Raw genomic sequence first — 20,828 nt, forward strand, 5'->3', positions numbered from 1 at the left:
ATAGCTCGTAAAATAGAACCATCCGCCCAGAGGTCACAGGGGAGAGTCTGGGCGGAGGTAGGGGTCTGTGGTCAAAGGAGTTTTCGGCCACAGAAATAGGATGGCGCTGTTAGAGATTGTGGGTAATATAAACCTCAACCTCTTCGAGCATTTGGGATAATTTTTCCACACCCTCGGCGGCATTTGAGAGATTTTCAGCTTTAGCCTGACGATTGAGGGTAGTGGCGAGATCTTGAATAGAAGTCACGCCCACATTAGAACTGGCACCTTTGAGCTGATGAGATTCATTTTCAAAAGCGGTACAATCATTTGATGCCAGAGCCAACTTGAGCCGATCGATATTGTCGCGGGCATCCTCAACAAACGCTTCGAGGATATCGCGTTCGAATTCAGTATCTCCACCAGATATTTCGTGCAAGCGATCGAAATTCACAGCAATCTCCAGATTGGTAGTGCTAGCCTGATTGTCGGTGTGCTCGGTGGTAGAGACGCGATCGCTCGCGTCTCCACTTTGGCCCGCGATCGCGGGCCAAGGTGCAGCAGCAGATCCAGGGGGTTCTTCCGTGGGTGAAGGAGCCACAGGGGCAGGACTAGAGTTAAAATTCATGGTCGTTTGCCCCGGTAGCGCTTCAGATGCTTTCACGTCCACCAAGTTTGGGGAATGTAGGTTCGGGGCGGTTGCAGCAGACGAGTCCTGAGCCAAAGAGGTTGGAGTTTGTACCATCATATCTTGATTTTCCGCTCCCACCTGAGAACAGCGGCGAGCGGTCCAGCGCTCGATCGTAGAGCCGAGGTCGGATAAATCCACCGGTTTGCTGAGATAATCATCCATTCCCGCCGCCAGACATTTTTCCCGATCGCCCTTCATGGCATGAGCCGTCATAGCAATCACCACCGTATGCTGGCGATCGCCTTCCCGACGGCGAATTTCCCCCGTCGCCTGATACCCATCCAGGATCGGCATTTGACAATCCATAAATACAATATCGTAGTGAATTTGCGCCAGCATCTCCAAGGCTTCTTGACCGTTCGCCACCGCATCCGCAGAATAGCCCAACCGTTTAAGCTGATTGAGCACCACCTTTTGATTGATAACATTATCTTCCACCACCAGAATTTTCACCGATTTAGGTTTAGGCGAGTCTGGAGTAGAAGGAGACGGTGTGGGAGAGGGCGTTTTGGCAGACACCGAACCCAAGCGCAGGGAAGAGCGGGCCGCGATCGCCCGTCGCAAACACTCCTGCAGCTTCGACTCCTTCACCGGCTTGACCAAATATGCCGCCAAACCCAATTCTTGTAACTTCGCCGCATCTTCTCCATGACACACCGAAGTCATCATCACCAAAGCGGTTTGCTTTAACGAAGGTTCCTTGAGAATTTGCCGCGCCAGCATCGCCCCATCCATCTGCGGCATTTGCATGTCCAAGATAGCCAAATCGTAAGGACGACCCAGGGCCACCGCCGAACGCAACGCGCTCAATGCTAACACCGCACTGCTCGCTTCATCCACCTGCATGTCCCATGCACTCGCCTGATAGCGAACGATTTGCCGATTGGTTTCGTTATCATCTACCACCAACAGCCGCAAACCGGAAAGGGAATATTTCTCGGAGGAAGAGTCCTTGAGGGTCAGGGTGGGGGAAGAGGCACCCGGATAGTCGGCGTCGGTTTCCAGTTTGGCAAAGGTGGCGGTAAACCAGAACGTAGAACCCACCCCCTGTTCGCTTTCCACGCCGATTTCGCCGCCCATTAACTCCACCAATTGTTTGCAAATCGCCAATCCCAAGCCGGTGCCCCCATATTCCCGGGTGCTGGAGGCATCCACTTGGGAAAATGACTCGAACAGCTTGTGCTGGTCTTGCGCGGCGATGCCGATGCCGGTATCTCGCACCGCAAATCGAATCGTGGCGCTACTGCGGGTTTGGGAGTGCAACGACGCTTGCACCACCACTTCTCCGGTGGAGGTAAATTTAATCGAATTGCCGATTAAATTCATCAGCACTTGTCGCAGGCGACCCGTATCGCCGCGCAGTTGTCGCGGAACTTCGGGATAGAGGGAGTAGCACAGTTCGAGTCCTTTTTGATGGGCCGGTGGGGCTAACAAGTCCGCCACATCTTCCAAGCAGCGATTCAGATCGAATTCGACGGTTTCGAGTTGCATTTCCCCGGCTTCGAGTTTGGAGAAGTCGAGGATATCGTTGATAATGGTGAGCAGATTTTCGGCGCTGATTTGGATGGTTTGCACGAAGTCGCGCTGTTCGCCGCTGAGGTTGGTTTTGGCTAGCAATCCTACCATGCCGAGCACGCCGTTCATGGGGGTGCGGATTTCGTGACTCATGTTGGCGAGGAATTGAGATTTGAGTCGGGAGGCTTCGAGTGCGCCTTCGCGGGCTTCTACCAGTTGGTCGATGCGATCGGTGACCATGACGATTCCGCCGACTTCGCCATCGAGGGTGTGCCAGGGGTGAATCGCCCAGCGCAGGTAGAAGCGGGAGCCATCTTCGCGCTCGAAGACATCTTCCGGGTTGGAGATGATTTCTCCTTTTAGGGCTTGTTGGTGGATGGTTTTCCATCGTGCGGGAATGTCGGGGAAGATTTCATAGTGGCTCACACCGAGAATGGAGCGATTTTCTAAGCCGTAGTCGGCGAGCCATTTTTGGGAGTAAGCCATGTAGCGCATGTTTTTGTCGAACATGGCCATTGCTACTGGGGCGTTGGTAATGATTTGGCGCAGTTGTCGGCGTTCTTTTTCGATCGCTTGTTCGGCTTGTTTGCGATCGCTGATGTCTCGACCTACGGCTTGAATTTCGACTAATTGGCCGTTTTCGTTAAAGATGCCGCGATCGCTCCACTGTTGCCAGTGGATGCGATCGGCCTCTAGAATCACCCGATGCTCGTAATGAACTACGGGATGCTCTGGGGAAATTTTGCCCATATTTTCGCGAATCACATGCATATCGGCGTCGGGAATCATCGGCATGAAGTTGTGACCGATGAGTTCGGAATGGGTTTTGTGGAAATAACGACAGTAGGCATCGTTGACGAAGGTGAGGGTGCCATCGGGACGGAAACGACAGATCAGTTCGGTTTGGTCTTCGATGATGGCGCGATAGCGCATTTCGCTGTCGCGCAAGGCGGCTTCGGACCGCTTGCGTTCGGTGATGTTGCGGACGATCGCCAATACGGAAGGGTCTGGGTCGCTGGTAAAGGGTAATACGCGCGCTTCAAAAAAGCGATTGCCTTCGTCCATTGGTAGGGCATATTCCACACTTTGGGACTTCATGGTGGCAAGGGTGCGGGCGATCGCGGCGTCTAGGGATGGGGTGATGCTTTTTGGCAGCACGTTTTGCACTTTTTGGCCGATGAATTCATCGGGGGTCACGTACAGATCTGAGGTGGTGCCGGCTCGATAATCCAGGATGTTTCCTTCGGCATCTAGGCGGAAGAATAAGTCGGGGAAGGCTTCAAAAATGGCTTGCAGTTCTGAGGTTTTTTGCCGCAATTCTTCTTCGGCGAATTTGCGATCGCTGATATCTTCGGCAATTCCAACCATGCGATACACTTCCCCGGCTTCGTTGAAAATCGGAAAGGCGCGCGCCCAAATCCAGCGAATCGAGCCATCGGGTCTGACGATTCTATATTCTTCGCTAAATTTGCCTTGTTCTTGCAGCAGTCTTTGAAATTCCGCCACCACTCGCTGGCGATCGTCGGCATGAATGGTCTCGATCCACGATTGGGGGTGTTTATACAGGCTCTCCCGGCTCCGCCCCCACACTTCTTCGTAAGCCGGACTGATATAAATCATTTCACTGGCATCTGGGGCAATGGTAAAGAACACTTCCCGCACGTTTTCGGCAATTTGCCGGAACCGTTCTTCGCTGTCGCGCAATGACGCTTCCGCCGCTTTGCGATGGGTGATATCTTCGGCAATCCCGGCGATGCGATAGATTTCTCCACTGGCATTTTTAATCGGAAAGGCGCGATCCCAAATGATGCGAACCGCTCCATCGGGTCGAACAATTCGATATTCTTCGTTATATTCGCCGCGAATCTGTTTGGCAAAGGCGGCCATGATGCGATCGCGATCGTCCGGATGGATGGCTTCCACAAAAGATAGAGGATTTTCATACAAACTCGCGCAGTTCCGACCCCAGATTTTCTCATACGCCGGACTGATATACACCATCTGATTCTTGTGCGGATCGGTCATCCAAAACACTTCATCGATGGTTTCCGCCATCTGCCGAAATCGTTCTTCGCTCTCGCGCAATGAGGCTTGCGCCGTGAGTCGCTCGGTGATATCCCGCGCAAAAATACACACATACTCTTGCCCGTTAAATTCTAAAAAATTACAGGTCACTTCTACGGGCAACAATTCCCCGTTGGCTCGGCGATGGGTGGATTCCTCGGTAAAATATCCCCGTTTTTTCAGGCTGTTCCAGGTATTCGACCATTCCCGACGGGAAAAGTTGGCATCGATGTCTTGGATTTTTAAACTCAGCAGTTCTTCCCGGGAATATAAAAGCAATTGACAGGCGGAATCGTTCACATCCACTAGCTCGCCATTCACTTCGACCCAAAACACTGCATCGCTGGCATGGGCGATGGAAAAAGCGGCTCTTTGTAGCCCCTCTTCTACCTTTTTTTGTTCGGTTACATCCCGATAAATCCACAAATATGCACCGTGGCGTTTTGCCAAATTTAAAGGTATAAAATCTCGGTCTATAATCGTTCCATTTGTTAAATCTAATCGGTCTTCCAGCACTCTTTTGCCTTGTGTCGTTATCTCTTGATTTCGAGAAACAAAATTTTCTTTGTCCGCAATTTTGTTGGCCACAATATGAGCGAAATCATCGAGATTTTTGGGCAGTATATCTTGAGAATTTACCTCGATATCGAACAGGTGAAAAACCTGGAGGCTAATATGTAAAATACCTCCGGCGCGATCGCTGACGATAATTCCTCCGGGCAAGTTGTCTAGGGCAGCAAAAAATCGGTGACTTTCATGCAGGTGAATCGGCAAATTGTCCGCCGCGAAGGGACGAGAATGAGAAATGGGTTCGCGGCGCGGGTGAGGTAGGGCAGCAAGATTTTGCGCCTCTACCGAGGTTGAGGAGATAGGACGGGAATGGGGGGGATTGTCTGTGCCCTCGGGAACGGATTTGGGCATCAGGGATAGGGCAATTAAGGCGATCGCGCTGAGGACCAGGGCAATAATGATGTAAGAGCCATCAATCGCCCAGGCGGTGTCTAAACTGACGGAAAAAGATGGAAAGGCATCGGGTCCTAGTCCGGTTTCCGAGGGGGGGAAAACGGCGGTATGGATGGCGGCTTGGCTGGTATAGTGGCTACCGGCGATCGCGGTGGCTAAAAATAAGGCGCTACTCCAATGTTGCCGGCGATTTCCCGGGGTAAAAGTGGTTAACCCCAACCCGGATAATCCACAGGCTAAGGCGAGAGACAGGAGCACCAACGGCAGATTAAGGGTTTGCTGGGCGGGCAGTTGTCTCGCGAGGAGAAGGAAAAATTGCGATAAGGCGATCGCAAAGGCAAAAAACAATCCACTTTTCACCGAAGACAGGGAACCCGGGGTCTGTGCGGGCTGTTCGGACAACCCGATCCCGCTAAGCGCAACCGCCACCACCAGAGATAGAATTATCGGCCAAATTTCATAGTCAAGGGAGGGGGTCGCCAGGGGCGGGGTCTGAAATGCCAGAAAGGCGATTCCGTGGACGATCCACATGCCAACTCCGATGGCGGCGGCACTGATGAGGATCCAGGCGGGGGGGGATCGGTGGGAACTGCGATCGGCATCTGGGCGATCGGCGGCGATCGCCACATAGGAGGCAAATGCAGCCACTGCGATGGAAAGCGCAACGAGGCGCAGATCGTAGAGACCACTCACCCAAGCATCAATCTGACTCATTTTTTACTGGACTCCTGCAAATACCGCTAGTTTTGTATGTTAGACGTGAATGATTTGACGGCCACTGCCTTCTCCAATACTAAAGAAGTTCCGAGAATCTTTCATCCCCTTCGCTTCAGCTAGAGAATGTTGGGTTGACATGCCGATTTTAAACGGACAATGCCGTTCCCCTCAAACCCGCTTAATTCTTAATTTTTAATCGGTCGTTCTGACGGGGTTTGTCGCACCGGAATCACGATTGCCATTTCCGTTCCTCGACCCACTTCGGAGATACACTGGAGATGACCGCGATGCTGCTTGACGATAATTTGATAGCTAATCGACATTCCCAAACCCGTCCCCGCCCCTACTGGTTTTGTGGTAAAGAAAGGGTCGAACAATCGCGCTTTCACCTCGGGGGTCATTCCCGGCCCGGTATCGGCAATCTTAATCGTCACGAACTGTTGGGCATTCCCCATGTCCGGGGGGGAATCTACCGTGGATGGCGCAGCACAAGCTTGTGCCATCATTGCTTCATTCTCGGTTTGCAATTCCCCGCTTTCCCGCGCCGATTCCGCCCCTGGGGTTCCGACTTCGGTGCGAAGGGTGATGCGGGGCGGGGTTTGGCTGCGATCGCGCCGTTCCAACGCATCGATCGCATTGGTGAGTAAATTCATAAACACTTGGTTGAGCTGACCGGGATAACATTCGACGAGGGGAAGATTCCCATAGGCTTTGACCACTTCTATTTTAAACCCATTCTCTATGCCGTTGAGTCGATGCTGTAAAATCAACAAGGTACTTTCCAACCCTTCGTGAATATCCACCCATTTCATCTCCGCTTCATCCAGACGGGAAAAACTCCGCAGGGACAAGACGATTTTGTGGATGCGATCGGCTCCGCTTTTCATGGAGGATAACAATCTCGGCAAATCTTCATGCAGAAAATTAAAATCTATCTCTTCTTCTTTGGCGCGCAAGCCATCGCTCGCCTGGGGATATTCTTCTTGATAGAAGGCAATCAATTCTAGCAAGTCTAAAGCATAGTTGCGAACGTGCAGGAGATTCCCGGTAATAAAGGTGACGGGATTGTTAATTTCGTGGGCGATGCCGGCCACTAATTGACCGAGGCTGGACATTTTTTCGGTTTGCATCAGTTGTTCTTGGGTGCGCTGCAGGTTCCGCAAGGCTTCTTCCAGTTGGGTGGCTTGGGTTTGCGCGCTCAATGCTGAGGCGCAAGCTTCGGCGTAAAGTTCTGCTTGGTCGATCGCGATGGCTAATTGAACGGCCATCGGGCGCAGCAGTTCTACTTCGCTATCGCTCCAGGTGCGGGGCTGACAATGCCCGCATACCACCGCCCCAAACTGACTGGCGCGGGTTTCTATGGGCAAAATCAGTTGCGAGACGATTCCGAGTTCGGCGAGAAACCCTTGTAGGGGAGAGTCCAACTCGGCGATGTTGTCGATGCGAATAATTTCGCGATCGCGGATCTTTTCGATCGCCCAGGCGAGGGCGGGTTCGGTATATTCCCCGATGGAACTGCACAGGTTCTCGCTGTTGGATTCGTGGGTGACGCTGATGTGCGAGCGATCGCCCTCGGACATGCACCACAAAAAATAACAGCGATCGACGCGCAATAAACTTTTAATCTCATCTACCGCAGTTTGTAAAATATCGCTCAGTTCTAATGAATTGCGAATCTGACTGGCAAGGCGAAATAGTAACGATTCCCGACGCGACAGCAGGGCATCTCGCACTTTGATGCGCTCGATCGCTACGCCGATACTATTGGCGACCCATCGCAACAGGTTATTCATATCCTCGCTGAAGGATTGCGACCCCAAAATCACCATCACGCCGATGGTTCGGTCTTCTACAATTAACGGATATCCGCCCAGGGCGGTAGCTTCTGAGCCGGATGGCGAGGGCGAAGGGTTCCGGGCCGGAGTTTCCCACCCCGACTCTCCCGGCCCAGGCTCCTTGGGTGGGTTGTCTGACCAGGAGGTAACATCCCTCTGAAATGCTTCATGGGCGAAGCGGTCTTGCGGGGAATTGCGATCGTCGGACGGGGGTTTGCTAATATATGGAACCCCGGTTTGGGCGATGGTGCCCACGAGGGAAAATCCGTTGGGGATGCGATCGCCAAATTCCTGGGTGGACGGCTGTTCCCCGGCGGCAGATTTTAATTCTAACAGTTGGTTTTGCGGATTTAACGTCCAGATTCCGACAAAGCTGGCGTTTAAGTGCGTGAGAATGGCAGAGGTGCAATTGTGCAGAATTTGGGAAGTCTTTCCCCCTTGAGAGAGGGCTATTCCGACTTTGGCACTGAGCTGATTCTGACGCGATCGCTCCTGTAGCATGGCTTCCACTCGCACGCGATAGGTGATATCGTAAAATGTCCATAAAATCGCTTCCTCTCGGTCAAATTCCAACAAGACGGCGGACAATACTACCCAGAACCAAGTGCCATCACGTTTTTGAAAGGGCAATTCGTAGTTGTACAAATGACCCTGGCGAAACAGTTCGTTATATAATTGTTCGCGATCGCTGCGGGCTAAGCAAAAATCGGGCATCGGGCGATCGATTAAGGCTTCGTGTTCTAACCCAAAGGTGGGGCTGGCGTGGTGATTGGCATAGACCACACAGGCGTCTGCGCGCCGGGTAATCAGGACCGACAGGGGTATGGATTCGACGATGGCATGAAATCGCCGCTCGCTCTCGCGCAATGCTTCTTCGGTGCGCTTGCTTTCGGTGATATCTTCCACCATCACGATGGTAAAGTGCGGTTCGCCTCCGTCGTCTCTCACGAGAGAAACGCTCGATCGCGCCCACATGATGTTACCCGTTTGACAGATATAGCGTTTCTCGATTTGATAGCTGTCGCGCTTTCCCGCAATCAGATCGCGATAGCATTGTCGGGCAAATTCTACATCCTCGGGATGGGTGAATTCGCTCAGGCTCATCGTGGCTAAGCGATCGCGGCTATATCCGAGCATCTGCTCTAGGGCGCGATTGCTGGCAAATACTCGTTCCTCTAAGCTGGCTAACCCAATCCCGATCGCCGCTCCTTCAAAGATGGTGCGGAAGCGTTTCTCGCTGGCGCGCAGTGCCATTTCTCCGGCTTTGCGATCGCTGAGGTTTCTCACCGCCGCCACGCGGAGGGTTTTTCCTTTGTAGGGAATCTCTTTCCCGTGGATTTCAATAGGTAGGGTTGCACCATCGACGCGCAACCCCCTCACTTCATAGGGTTTCTCGTTTTCAGCGGCGATGTTCTCGCCCACTAGCGGGCGATCCTCGGGTACGATGTAATCCAGTACGCAGGTGCCAATAATCGCTGACGCCTCTGCGCCGACTAACTTTGCAAAGGCAGGGTTGATATCCAGGATGATACCATTGTCGTGAATGACAATCCCTTCCTCTGTCGCCTCAGACAAGCAGCGAAATCGTTCTTCGCTCTCGCGCAACGCCGCTTCGGTCCGCTTGAGTTCGGTAATGTCGAGGGTGGTTCCCACTAATCCGCCTAGGGTGCCGTCGGTATGGTAAAATGTGGCTTTGTGGAACAAGACCTCATGCAAGGTTCCATCGGCATATCTCACGGAATTTTCGTAAATCTGCACCCCGCCGCGTTCCCATAACTCGCGATCGGCGCGATCGTAGCTCTCGGCTAAGGACTCGGGAGCGAGATCGTACACCGATTTTCCCACAATCTGTTCGGGGGTTAAACCCAAATTACTGGCAAAGGCGCGATTGCACCCCAGATAGATGCCGGCGGTGTTTTTGTAAAATATGGGCACGGGAATGGCATCGATCGCAGTTTGCAGAAAGGCTAACTGTTTTTCCGGGGCGTCCCCAGGGGGGCGTTTTCCCCAGGCGAGACGGGCGCGTTTCGCCAGCAGCAGGCTCATCAACGTGCATGTGGCACCCAGAACCATCCCCACCACCAGCAGGGTCAATTCTGGGTGGAGCAACTCTGGCGCAACCGAGGGTAAAAGAAAGGGCAGATGCAAAACACTCATAGGGAGGAACTACGATAAGCGGCGACGTAACCCCCTGTGGGGTTGGGACAAATGTATTCTTGTTCCTCAATAGTATGCCCCTCGGCGCTGTCTGGGAAAGCTAAATTAACGGTTGAAAACACTCGGGGGGCTTGTTCCAAGACGATTGCAGCCGATTTGTTGCCCGTCTCTGGGATGGCTTCTCAATCGGCGCGGGATGGTGAAGCGGCGATCGCTTTTTTCCCGGTGCTGTTTTCATACCATATTTTCCCCAAATTGTCAAGGGTATCCGCTGCCATTTTGCAACCATCACTCCTGGCGATCGAAGGGAGGGACTTCGACCCACTCCCTTCCCGATCGCCGATGGCCCGCGCAAAGGCGCGATCGTTGCACTTAAATCGACAAACTCAATTGAGAGCCGTTGGGAGTTTTGCACACTTCAATGCGTGCTTGAAATGCTTCTTTAAATTGTGGCATATGGGTGACAGTGAGGATACAGGCAAATTCAGGGGCGATCGCGTTAATCGCCGCCACTAAGCGATCGCATCCTTCCCGATCCTGAGTGCCAAATCCCTCATCCACAATCAACATCTGCAAAGCCGTTCCCGCACGATGTGCTAACAATCTCGCCAATGCTAACCGAATCGCAAAATTAATCCTAAACGCTTCCCCTCCCGAATAGGTTTCGTAAGGGCGCGTCCCCCGAGCATCGGCAATTAAAATATCTAACGTATCGATCGGCTTGCTGGATTTCTTCTTGCTGCGCGTGCGGCTTGCCCGTTGCGTAATAAACTGAACGTGCAATTGATTCAAACTCAAACGCGCCAAAATCTGATTGGTTTCGGCTTCCAATTGGGGCAGCACGTTTTCAATCGTTAGCGCTTGAATGCCATTTTTCCCAAAGGCGGTGGCAAGTTCCCCATAAACTCTCACGTTGCGACGGGCGGTTTCGAGCTGACGCCGCTTTTGCTCGTGCTGGGCTTTCACGCGGGCAAAATGCTGTTGCTGCTGTTGTAGCCTTCCCTGGGTGGAGAGCAGCCCCTCCCGCGACGATTGCAGTCGTTCGAGACTCTGTTCTAACTGTGCGATGCGATCGCCCGCATCGGGGATTTCCTGAAGCTGGCAATCCAAGTTCTCTCGCTGTTCGCTCAGGGTTTGGCGCTCCTTCTCCCGTTCCTGCAATCGGCTCTCGAGTTCCTCTAGGCGTTGCTGCTCTTGCGGAAATTGCTGCTGCGCTTGTCGCAAGGCTTCCATCCGCCCCCACCACACCTGTGCCTTTCTCAGGGCGACGCGGGTCTCTTGATGTTCCCGCCCATCGTAGCCGATCTCCTCCATGTGGCGATCGAGCTGTTCGAGTTCTCGCTGCAATTCCGAGTCGGTGCGGGCACGCTCTAATTGGATTTCTAATTCGGCAATTTGCCCTTCTAATTTGGGCTTGCGCTGTTGCAGTTGCTCCATTTGTCGCTGCGCTTGCTGCAATTGTCCTTGTTTGATTTCCGCCCAGCGCCAGCGCTTTTCTTCGTTGAGCGCTAAGGCACGATCTCGCTCGTTATAGTTGAGGTCTTCTAAACTGCGCGTCACCGCTTGCAGTTCGGCGTATAATTCCCCGCCATATGCGCCTGTATGCAGCGATCGCTCTAATTCCTCTTTCTCCCACGCCAGTTGTTCCAGGCGCTCTCGGGCAGCAAAGGTGGCCTCTATCTGGGCTTGCAGTTGTCCCCGCCGCTCTCTAAGGCTATTATACGGCTTTAATTGTGCCTCTAATTGTCGATATTCTTCCCGCAAAATGGAAATTTCGCGATCGCTGGTTGCTAGTTGCTCGCGCACTACCCACATCTGATTGATGATATCCTGCTGTTGGGTTTGATGTTTGTGCAGCACCACATCCCAATCATGTTCTCCCAACGGGCGATCGCACAGGGGACAAATGGCATCGGGTACCTGCAACATCTGGATTTTTTGGTCGATCTGTCCTAACTGCCCTTCGTAATCTCGCTGATGCGCTTTCAGTCGCTCCATGAAATTACGGCGCTCTAGTCCTTTTTCCCGCACTCGCTGTTGATAAACGCGCTTTTTCTCCAGTTCGTCTAGATCGATGGCGAGTTGGGTGAGGGCTTCCTCTAGGGCGTAGCTATTTTGTTGCTCGACCTGCAGGCGGTGCATCTGACCGGCAATTTCTTCTAAGCGCGCACTCAGGCGGGCGCGAGTGCGATCGAGTTGGCTCTGTAGGGTTTGCTGGCGCTGGATTAACGGGGTGGCTCGGCTCTCCAATTCCTCTATATCGGCAAGGCGCACCCGCGCTTGCTGCAATTTTACCATGCCGGCTTCTATGTCCGCCCCTTGGGCGAGGGTTTCGCTCAACTCCCGTTCCTGTTGTAACAGGGCGTCGTATTGGGCGGCGATCGCCGCGCGTTTGGCTTCTGTGGTGGATAAATATTGCCGGAAGTTTTCTTGCAGGTTTTGCCGCTGTTGCTGCGCCTCTTGGTAAGCTTGGAATTTGCCGGCAAGGCTTTCTTCGTGAGCTTGTAGTCGGGAAAATTCTTCGTACCCGGCTTTAATTTCTGGCTCTTGTTTTAATAAGGCTTCCAGTTCTTGGTAGCGCCGCTGAGTGTTGCGAACGTCTTGTTTGACGCGATCGCTCTCGCCGCGCAGTTGTTTTTCTCGCAACTGGTTTGCTGCAATTTGTTGCTGCCAGTTTTGCCGCACGAGCTGTCTATCTTGCAGTTCTTGCAGCTCTTTTCGCTGGCGATGGGTCTGTTCTTGTTGGTCTTTGAGTTGGGTTTCTACGCCTTCGAGTTGCCGCTCGAGTTGTTGTTCTTGTTGCAGTTGCTCTTGGGTGGCGGCGACGCTCTGTTCGAGCAGTTGCACTTGCCCTTTGGCTTCGCGCGATCGCTCTTTGGCGCGATCGGCGAGTTCTTCAAAGGCATCCAGTCGCAGCACGGTGGCTAAGACTTGTTTGCGCTCAGAAGGTCGCTTGAGCATGAATTCATCGGCTCTCCCTTGTCGCAAATAGGAGGAGTTGACAAAGGTTTCGTAGTCGAGTTTAATCTGTTTGATAATTTTTTCTTGGGTGGCTCGCAATCCCCGTTCGGTGAGGGGGCGAAATTGAAGCTGTTCTAAGGTGGTTTCTGGATTGATTGGCTCGGTGGCAATTTGGAATTCTAGGGTGGAGGAGTGCCCTCTTTGCCGCGATCTAATCACTCGGTAGGTTTGTTGGTTGGTCTGGAAGATAAAATCTACCCGGACTTCTTTTTCGCCGGTGTGGATGATATTGTCTTCGGTTCCGGCTCGACTATTGCCCCAAATCGACCAGGCGATCGCTTCGAGTAAGGAGGATTTACCCGCTCCATTTGGCCCGCAAATGCACGCCGTGTGCAATCCCTGGAAGTCTAGGGTCGCTTGGCGATAGCTGAGAAAGTTTTGGAGAGTCAGTTGCAGGGGTATCATATTAATAAATTGCCGCTTAAAATTTAACCCTGGGTTTTGTTCTGCTGGTTCAGCATTGTTTGCCTTGATTAGTGAATCAACTTCTCATTGTGGGTCATTTTTTTAGATGATTCTAGCTTTTTTTGTTAAATTTTACAATTCTTTACAATTGCGGGCGCGCTTCTCGGTCTCTCCTTTCCGCTTGTCTCCCCTCCCAAGTCTCTGGAACAACCCCTCACCCGTGCAGTCATTTCCCCCTCGGTTTCTTTTCTTCCTCTCACTGGGCTGGCTGGAAAACCGTCTAAACCCCAGTGCAACAAGCCGCTACACAGAGAAATACCCCCGACTATCGTGCGATCGCGTGGCGATCGCACGGGATTTTTGACTCGCGATCGCCAGATTTGCACCCCATGCCCTCTTACTAAGTTAGCCAACGACCACTTACTTTTACCGAAGCTATTAGTATAAAATTTCCTTCGTCCCCCACAAATATAGTTGGTTGGCGGTCGATCGGCAACTGAATTCTTTCCAACCATCCCGTCACCCCGATGACAGAGTGAAAATCTCCCCAGCGATACTCTGAATCTGACACGGAACCCTCGCGTTTTCGCACATAAGACTCGTTGGACTACGACAGCTCGACGTTTATATAATTGTTAGATAAAAAACGATGTCGATAAAAGGTATATACGTAGCACGTCAGGTATCTATAGGGGGTGGAACGGCCTCGTGGGTGGTTTGATAACAATGGTTGTAATATAACAATGGATGAGTTGCGGTTCCTTCTTAAGATATAAAAATCCAACCGATAAAAGGTATCGCCCAGGTTATCCGGTGAGGTCAGGGCGTATTGAGTGTAGCGTTACCGCACAATACACAAGCAGAAACTTGTCAGGCTGGTGGCAAGCTGAAAGTTTTATACAAACAGCAACAACTTTTCTCCTCGCCCGACATAGAAGCAGGGTCTATCTCTCCTTAAAAATAATTTCCGGCAACAAAAAATACGCGATCGCCACCTCTGCATCGACAATCCCGAGGTTTTGGCAATCTCGTTCTACCGTTTGCCTCTCGCAAATAATAATGATTCTGGGTAAAAGTTCCTAACCGACCTCAATCTTTTTTCGCACCGTGGCATCTCCCGATTTCTCCCACGAGAAACGCGCATCAGTTCGCGTCATTGCCACATCGTATAGGCACACCCCGATATGAAAGCGCCTGCTACCTGAAACTCTCGAAGCGCCAAGGCCAATAGGGCGAAAGGTCGTTTAGCCTCTACGCGCCTATGGTCTTTCCACATCAATGTCCGCTGTTGGACGATCGCCATCTTTATCCTCTTGCGTTTAACAAATCGAATCTATCCATAACCAGGGCTAAAACGCCCACAAACTGAAGTTGCCAAGGTGCCAGGATTAAACCGACAATTACCAAAATACTCGCGATCGTCATCGCCATGACGCCCACCGTTTCTTCCGATGCATGTCTGTAAATCGAAAATGCACCTAGTGCAATTGCCAAGGGAATTATGTAGATAGGTAGCAAAACAGGACCTCCTCATTCATTCATTCATTGGTAAAAAGTATTCTCGGCTACATTGATTGACCGTGTTTCTAATGTAGCATTGAATACCAATTCCTTCACCATCTCTATATAGAGATTTCGTGACAGTTCGCTCGCTCTCCCGGGAGAGGGTGCTTAGCTTCAAACGAGCTGAGTGAAAACCCTTTGAACCCATCCACCCCTCAAATTCCGCTCGGATTCGGGACAAAATTTTCCCATCCCCGGCACCTAAACCCGAAGGACATACCTCTATAGATAGAACAAACTACATCATAGCTCCAACTTCCATTTTCCCCAAGGAATTTTTCTTTTTTCTCTGAAACACTGGCCCAGCATACCTTTCCGGTTTTTTAGAAAATCTTCTCCCTTCACCTTCCCCTCTTAAATTCGTTTGTCTTAGCAACTTCGCATCTATCTCAAGGCTGATTTAGCGCAAATTTCTGCAAAATCGGAGGCATAAATCTCCCCAGGCACCATTTGAGTGCCGAAAAAAAATTTTACAACCAATTTTATCGCCCTGTTGCTTGCAGGTTCCGGCGATCGCCCAGAATCCCTTTCCCACTCCAACCCCGGTAATTGTTAATTCGTAATTTTCCCAACCCCCACTGTTCTCTACTCCTGACTTTTCCTTGTCAATTCCCCAATTTTTTAGCTCCGCCACCCAAACCTTAGCCCCTTCCTTTTTTCCAAAAAAACAACAGCGCCAAAACCCGTTTCTCGCCATTTCTACCGAGTAATCAAACAGAAATCTGCTGTTGCGCGCGGGTCATCTTCCCGAAATTCTTCCCGCTTGGCCTGATTTTCCCTACCCAGAGAGTAGAATTTTCTCGCAGATGTCACCCCGGGCACAAGAAGGCATCCGGTGGCATTCGCCTCAAGTTCGGGAGGGAATTTTCCCCAGGAAAACCCTTTCAAATCACCAACAACAATGCGGCGTAGGTAGTAGCACCCGCCGCAAATGCCCAGAAACGACTTTCCCGTTCTTCCGGGAGTTCTTCTTTCAACACGTTGAGGATAATTCCACCGGCTAAAAAGGCAAACAGCACCGCGATCGCCGGTTCGGAAATTTCCGTGGCCCTGCCAATTGCCCAACCCACTAAAACCGCCGCCGCCAGCACCCAGCGTCCGATGCGCCGATAGCTGTGCTTGTGATGGTCTCGCAAACCAAAATCATTCACCAGAAAATGCAGTGCCATCGCCACAAAAAACACCAATAAACTCCACACCCCCGGTTCTTCTCGGTGCAGCAGCAGATAACCAATCAGAGCATTATAAACCGCAAACGAACTGATATGCAGCCAAAACACTTCCTCAGTGGTGGAATCTGCCGATCCCTGCTTTTGCTTTTCTTGTCGCGATGCCGCCGCCACTCGTTCCAGTCCGTAAAAAATCCCAAACCCGAGTAACGCCATGAGATAAACGTGGTGTTCTAAATAATTGACGATCGCATTGTCTACCCGTTCGAGAGTGACTTGTCCTTGGTTGAGTTCCGGGAAAATATGAATAAAGACATACGCCACCGATGCTCCCCCCGCAAGGGACAACCACCGACTGCGGGGAATCGTTTCCAGAAACAGGAGCTTGCCGGCAAAAATATGCACCAAAGCCAAGGCGATCGCAAAGACGAAAGGGAGAAAAACCATTGAAATCCGTAAAGCTTCACATCTAACTGGGTCAGAAATATGATAAATTCCTAGTTTCCAACGTCTGCCAACTGGTGCAAATTCGCGGGTCATTGCACTCCAGGGCAATTGGAGGGTAGGCATTGCCCACCCTACCCATAATTCCCCAGAACCGTTAAGCGTGGGTTTCGATGGGCAACCAGACGATAAACGTGGTGCCCGGGGCGGGGGAGGATGAGGGAGTCGTGGCGGAGTCCGTGGGGAGGAATTCCGGTTTAGCGGGACTAAACACCTCGATGTCGCCGTCCATATCCCGGAGGAGTTCCCGGGCGATCGCCAAACCCAAGCCGGTGCCGGGGATATCGCCCTGGGCCTGGACGCCGCGATAATAGCGCTGGAATAAATGCTCTAAATCTTCCGGGGGAATGCCCGGTCCGGTGTCGCTGATGGCGATCGCCAGTTGCGCTCGGTCATGGTGGTGGCGCTGTTGTCCCAGATGAATCGCGATCCGACCCCCAGCCGGCGTATATTTCAACCCATTGTCAATCAGATTGCTCAACACTTCGCGCAGGGCGCGGGGGTTGGCGCGCACTGGCGGCACCGAGGGGGGAATTTCCACGTCTAATTGCAAGCCGCGATCGCTGGCGATCGCCCGGGCGGAAAGCAGCAACGGCTCTAACACCTCCGGAACCGAGCAGGTTTCCAGACCCGACGCCGGCAGCAGCAATTGGGGCGATCGCCGCTCCAGTCTGGGGGGTTGATAGGGGGCGTCGCGGTTCATATCCGGAATCGATTCTTCCCGCCCCAGGAAGATCGCTTCATTCATTTGTTGCAGTAGTTCTTGCACGCGATCGCTCTCGCGCAAAATGCTCGTGGCAAACTGACGGTTCGGATCCGGTTCGAGCAAGCGCTTGAGCAGCAGTTTGCCAAAGGTGCGTAAGGCGGTTAGGGGACTGCGGAGTTGATGCAGCAGGTTATCGAGCAATTCGTGTCGTTCCGCTTCCTGGCGCTGCTGTTCGCGCAGTTGCTCTCCCAACCAGCTTTGACGGCGGTCGAGCAAACAGGCGATCGCGATCGTGTGGGCAATGCGCTCGATCTGGCTGCGTTCCCCCTCGTTCCAGGCGCGGTCTTCGCGACTGGTGACCAGCAGCCCCATCACTACCCCATCGTGGATCAGGGGTAAGACCATTTGTCGATTTCGCACCAGTCCCTTTTCTTCGGGATCTGCATCAAATGGCAGGTTCTGTTCGTTCCAACTTTCTAGAGATTCCACCAGGGGCACGTTCACGGGCATCGTCGGGGTAGCAGAACGCAAGCCCCTCGCGTTCTGGAGGCTGGGGTTTTCCTCTGCCTCGGAGTTGTCTGCTTCTGCCGAGGAATCCTTGGGGTCCTCCGTACTGGTTTCCGGGCTGATGGGCAAGGCGAGATTGTCTTCCCAAACCACGGCTGTTTCCGGATAGGCGACCACCGGAATGAGCTTGGCTCCGTTTCCCTCTACCAGTTCTTCTGTTAAATACACTACGCTCAAGCTAGAGCCTAGCCCTTGGGTGAGTAAGGCAATCTGCGATTTACACAGTGCCACAAATTCTGAACTGGCAGGCACGAACATGCTGTTGATGGAATTCCTTTTCACGCAACTTCATTGGCCCTCGGCTCTCGCCGATGAACCGCATTCACCGATATGGCAGAGGCGGCTCTCACCGGGCATCGGCAGAGTCCGCTTGAGTACATGTTGGCAGAAATCTACCCTAGTTGTACACCTCCACAGGCCGATCGCCGTTTCTGTGACCTGGCTCGTTCAATTCTTCTGCTCCCAGTTATTTTATTTTTCCATCCCCGAGGCAATTCCCCTCCCCGATCGCCTCCGAATGCCTTCTAGAGTGGCTTCCAGGGGCGATCGCTTCCCCAAAAATTGACCGACTAATTATGTAGTTTTGTAAAGAAATTTTTATTTTTGTAAATACCTGGCACCCTTTCCCCCCCCTTCTGGTAGGATCGAAGGCGCAGCTCCATTGATAGACAAGGGATTGGAGCTTTTATATTGCCAGATTGTAAGGGGATTGATTTTTTTTATCAAGGGCGATATAATTACCTCGGCTTTTGTAACTATCACTACACCCGTCGGCTAAAATAGGAGGTAAGGATTTTGGCAAGGAGACGTAAGCGTAAGAGTCGTCGCCGCCAAGAAGGGCGAAGAATTCTCGAACAAGTGCCTCAATATAGTATCGAAAGTGGTGAATATAAACCAGTGACAGCGGCTCGTAATTTCATCAAAGCAGAAGGCATTGTCCCCCCCGCTTTGCTGTTAGTCAAGCGCAACGAGCATACCACCGATCGATATTTTTGGGCAGAGAAAGGGCTATTTGGCGCTCAATATGTGGAAGAGAACCATTTCTTATTCCCCAGTTTAAAGTTCATTGAGCCAGTAAACCCCTCTGCACAGAAGCAGCAACAGCAGCAACCACAGCCAACCCCGGCAGTGGCTCTGGAAAGTGCCACCCGAAGCGGTTGAAAGAAACCGGGTGAGATAATCGATCGCCTTCTGGAGTGGGAGCGCGGTGACGACCCCTAGGGTGTGCGATCGCGCGGTGACTCTGCATTTGGGTGGCGATCGCTTATCCACAATTTTCACAAATTTCGGGATTCCGTAAATACCGTATTCCGTGAATACCGCTATGCAAAAATTCCAAATAAACCGCACGCCAATCATCGGTTTTGGGGGATAACCTCCGCAAAGCCGCAGCGATGCGGTGGTGAAACTCTTTTGCAGACTCGACCCTCGGTGCAACCCCATCGCAACCACATCCCGTGGGGGCGAAACTCCCCCAGGTTCAGTGTGGGAGCATAGTCGTCCCGCAAGCGCGCTCGGGTTTCCGTGCTTCGATGACCCGATCGCGAATCGATTTGTCCGCAGTGGCAAGTTTACCACTAAAAGGGGAGCGATCGCACCCGGGTCGAATTTTAATCCGCAATTGCCCTGACAACGGGTACTCTCTTACCCTTGGCGGGCGGCGATCGGGAAGCTATGCCGAAAAAACATCGGTTGGCTGGGTACGATCGTGCTATAATATAAAGTTCGCCCCATTCAAGCGCCTCTCGTTTGAATGGGGCGAACTGATTCGCGATCGCCCCGACTCAGGCAGAAGGCAATCCCAGGTTTTGCTTGAGGACCGCCAGTTCGTCGCGATGACCCGTCACCGTAATTAAATTTTGCGACTCCTTCGATTCGCTTTGGGGATTGGCTTCTACTTTCAGCCGCACCTGCTCGGTTCGACCGGCATTTTTCCAGTAGAACACTCCCGCCAGGGGCGATAAAACAATCAACCCGAGAAACAAATTCCCCCCCTGGGGCAGCAGCATAGACAATACCAACCCAAGGCACAGCATCCCCACCGCCGCCAGTAGGGTCAAAAAAATCGCCAAAAACCAACTGGGACGCACGAATCCTTCAAAGGTGACTTGACGATCTGCCGCATCCACCGTCGCCACCCGGTACGATCGCCCATCGAAATAGGTTTGCAGTTCCTCCAAAATCGAATCTTCCGGAGAATCAGACACAAAGGTAAGTTGTTCCGTTCGGTCTTTCACCGACGCCCGAATAAAGAAAAACAACCCCACCGCCAGCAACAAGGTCAATAAAAAGGTCGAGGAGAGAATCGGCGTATTCATACTTAAAAGTTTTTAGCCTGACTTTACATAAGTTTACAAAAAAAAGCCACTTCTGGCGAGGACGCTTCCCCCACCATTGGCTATAAACTATTGTCAACTTGAAATATATCGGCCAACCTTACCGCCACGGTGTTTCCGAGGGCAAGGTTTTAATCGCCACCCCGGTTGGGGGAATCTCAGGCGGGCAAAGCGCCCGGGATATCCGGCGCGGTGGAGTGCCAATCCAACATCCCCCACCTCCGAGCGCTGCAGTCCGAACCAACCCCCGACCCTGACCCCGGGGCAGAGTGGTTGCTCCCTCAGCTTTCCTCAGTGGGAGGATTCACCGCATTAAATAACGCCGAGTAATCCGCATCGGACAAAGCGCGATCGATGGCCATACTGATAATTTCTCTGACCCCTTCCAGACCCGCCACTTCCAGTCCGATCGCCCGCGCTTCTGCCAGAAATAAATCCGTATCCTTGAGCAGGTGCTTAGTGGGAAAATTGGGATTGTCGAAGTTGCGATCGCTCATCCGCGACAACTTCTTATCAAACGTCGGCGCATAAAGCGCACTGTCGCGCAGAATTTCCATAAAAGTGTTAAACTAAGCAATTCCGTCACCAGAACTACTCGTCTTCAGAACCGGACTTGAGATTTTCACCTCATCCGGC

Annotated in this window: 9 protein-coding genes; 1 reads left to right on the forward strand and 8 read right to left on the reverse strand. The window is 52.3% G+C overall.

Annotated elements, in window-relative coordinates:
* Window positions 1-109: 109 nt before the first annotated feature.
* The 6 genes from LKK83_RS10845 to LKK83_RS10870 form a co-directional block, all read right to left on the reverse strand.
* Window positions 110-5,926, reverse strand: a complete 5,817-nt coding sequence (locus tag LKK83_RS10845; RefSeq protein ID WP_324631115.1) for a PAS domain S-box protein — start codon at window positions 5,924-5,926, stop codon at window positions 110-112.
* 188 nt (window positions 5,927-6,114) lie between these two features.
* Window positions 6,115-9,921, reverse strand: coding sequence for a PAS domain S-box protein (locus tag LKK83_RS10850; protein ID WP_324631116.1), 3,807 nt, complete (start codon window positions 9,919-9,921; stop codon window positions 6,115-6,117).
* A gap of 372 nt (window positions 9,922-10,293) precedes the next feature.
* Window positions 10,294-13,347, reverse strand: coding sequence for an AAA family ATPase (locus tag LKK83_RS10855; RefSeq protein ID WP_324631117.1), 3,054 nt, complete (start codon window positions 13,345-13,347; stop codon window positions 10,294-10,296).
* A gap of 1,305 nt (window positions 13,348-14,652) precedes the next feature.
* Window positions 14,653-14,865, reverse strand: a complete 213-nt coding sequence (locus tag LKK83_RS10860) for a hypothetical protein (protein ID WP_324631118.1) — start codon at window positions 14,863-14,865, stop codon at window positions 14,653-14,655.
* Window positions 14,866-15,794: 929 nt separating this feature from the next.
* A complete protein-coding gene (locus tag LKK83_RS10865; RefSeq protein WP_324631119.1) occupies window positions 15,795-16,526 on the reverse strand; it encodes a hypothetical protein in 732 nt (243 codons plus the stop codon).
* Window positions 16,527-16,680: 154 nt separating this feature from the next.
* On the reverse strand, window positions 16,681-18,138 hold the full coding sequence (locus LKK83_RS10870) for a GAF domain-containing sensor histidine kinase (protein ID WP_324631120.1): 1,458 nt from the start codon (window positions 18,136-18,138) through the stop codon (window positions 16,681-16,683).
* A gap of 513 nt (window positions 18,139-18,651) precedes the next feature.
* On the opposite strand from LKK83_RS10870, the gene LKK83_RS10875 reads away from it, so the two are divergent.
* Window positions 18,652-19,017 (forward strand): DUF3155 domain-containing protein, encoded by a 366-nt coding sequence (locus LKK83_RS10875; protein WP_324631121.1) that lies wholly within the window; start codon window positions 18,652-18,654, stop codon window positions 19,015-19,017.
* 623 nt (window positions 19,018-19,640) lie between these two features.
* Here LKK83_RS10875 and LKK83_RS10880 read toward each other — a convergent pair.
* Complete coding sequence (locus LKK83_RS10880) at window positions 19,641-20,174, reverse strand: cofactor assembly of complex C subunit B (RefSeq protein WP_324631122.1); 534 nt, start codon at window positions 20,172-20,174, stop codon at window positions 19,641-19,643.
* 299 nt (window positions 20,175-20,473) lie between these two features.
* Complete coding sequence (locus tag LKK83_RS10885; RefSeq protein ID WP_324631123.1) at window positions 20,474-20,749, reverse strand: NAD-binding protein; 276 nt, start codon at window positions 20,747-20,749, stop codon at window positions 20,474-20,476.
* Window positions 20,750-20,828: the final 79 nt, after the last annotated feature.

This window comes from Phormidium sp. CCY1219, assembly GCF_035615515.1.
GTDB lineage: Bacteria > Cyanobacteriota > Cyanobacteriia > Cyanobacteriales > Laspinemataceae > CCY1219.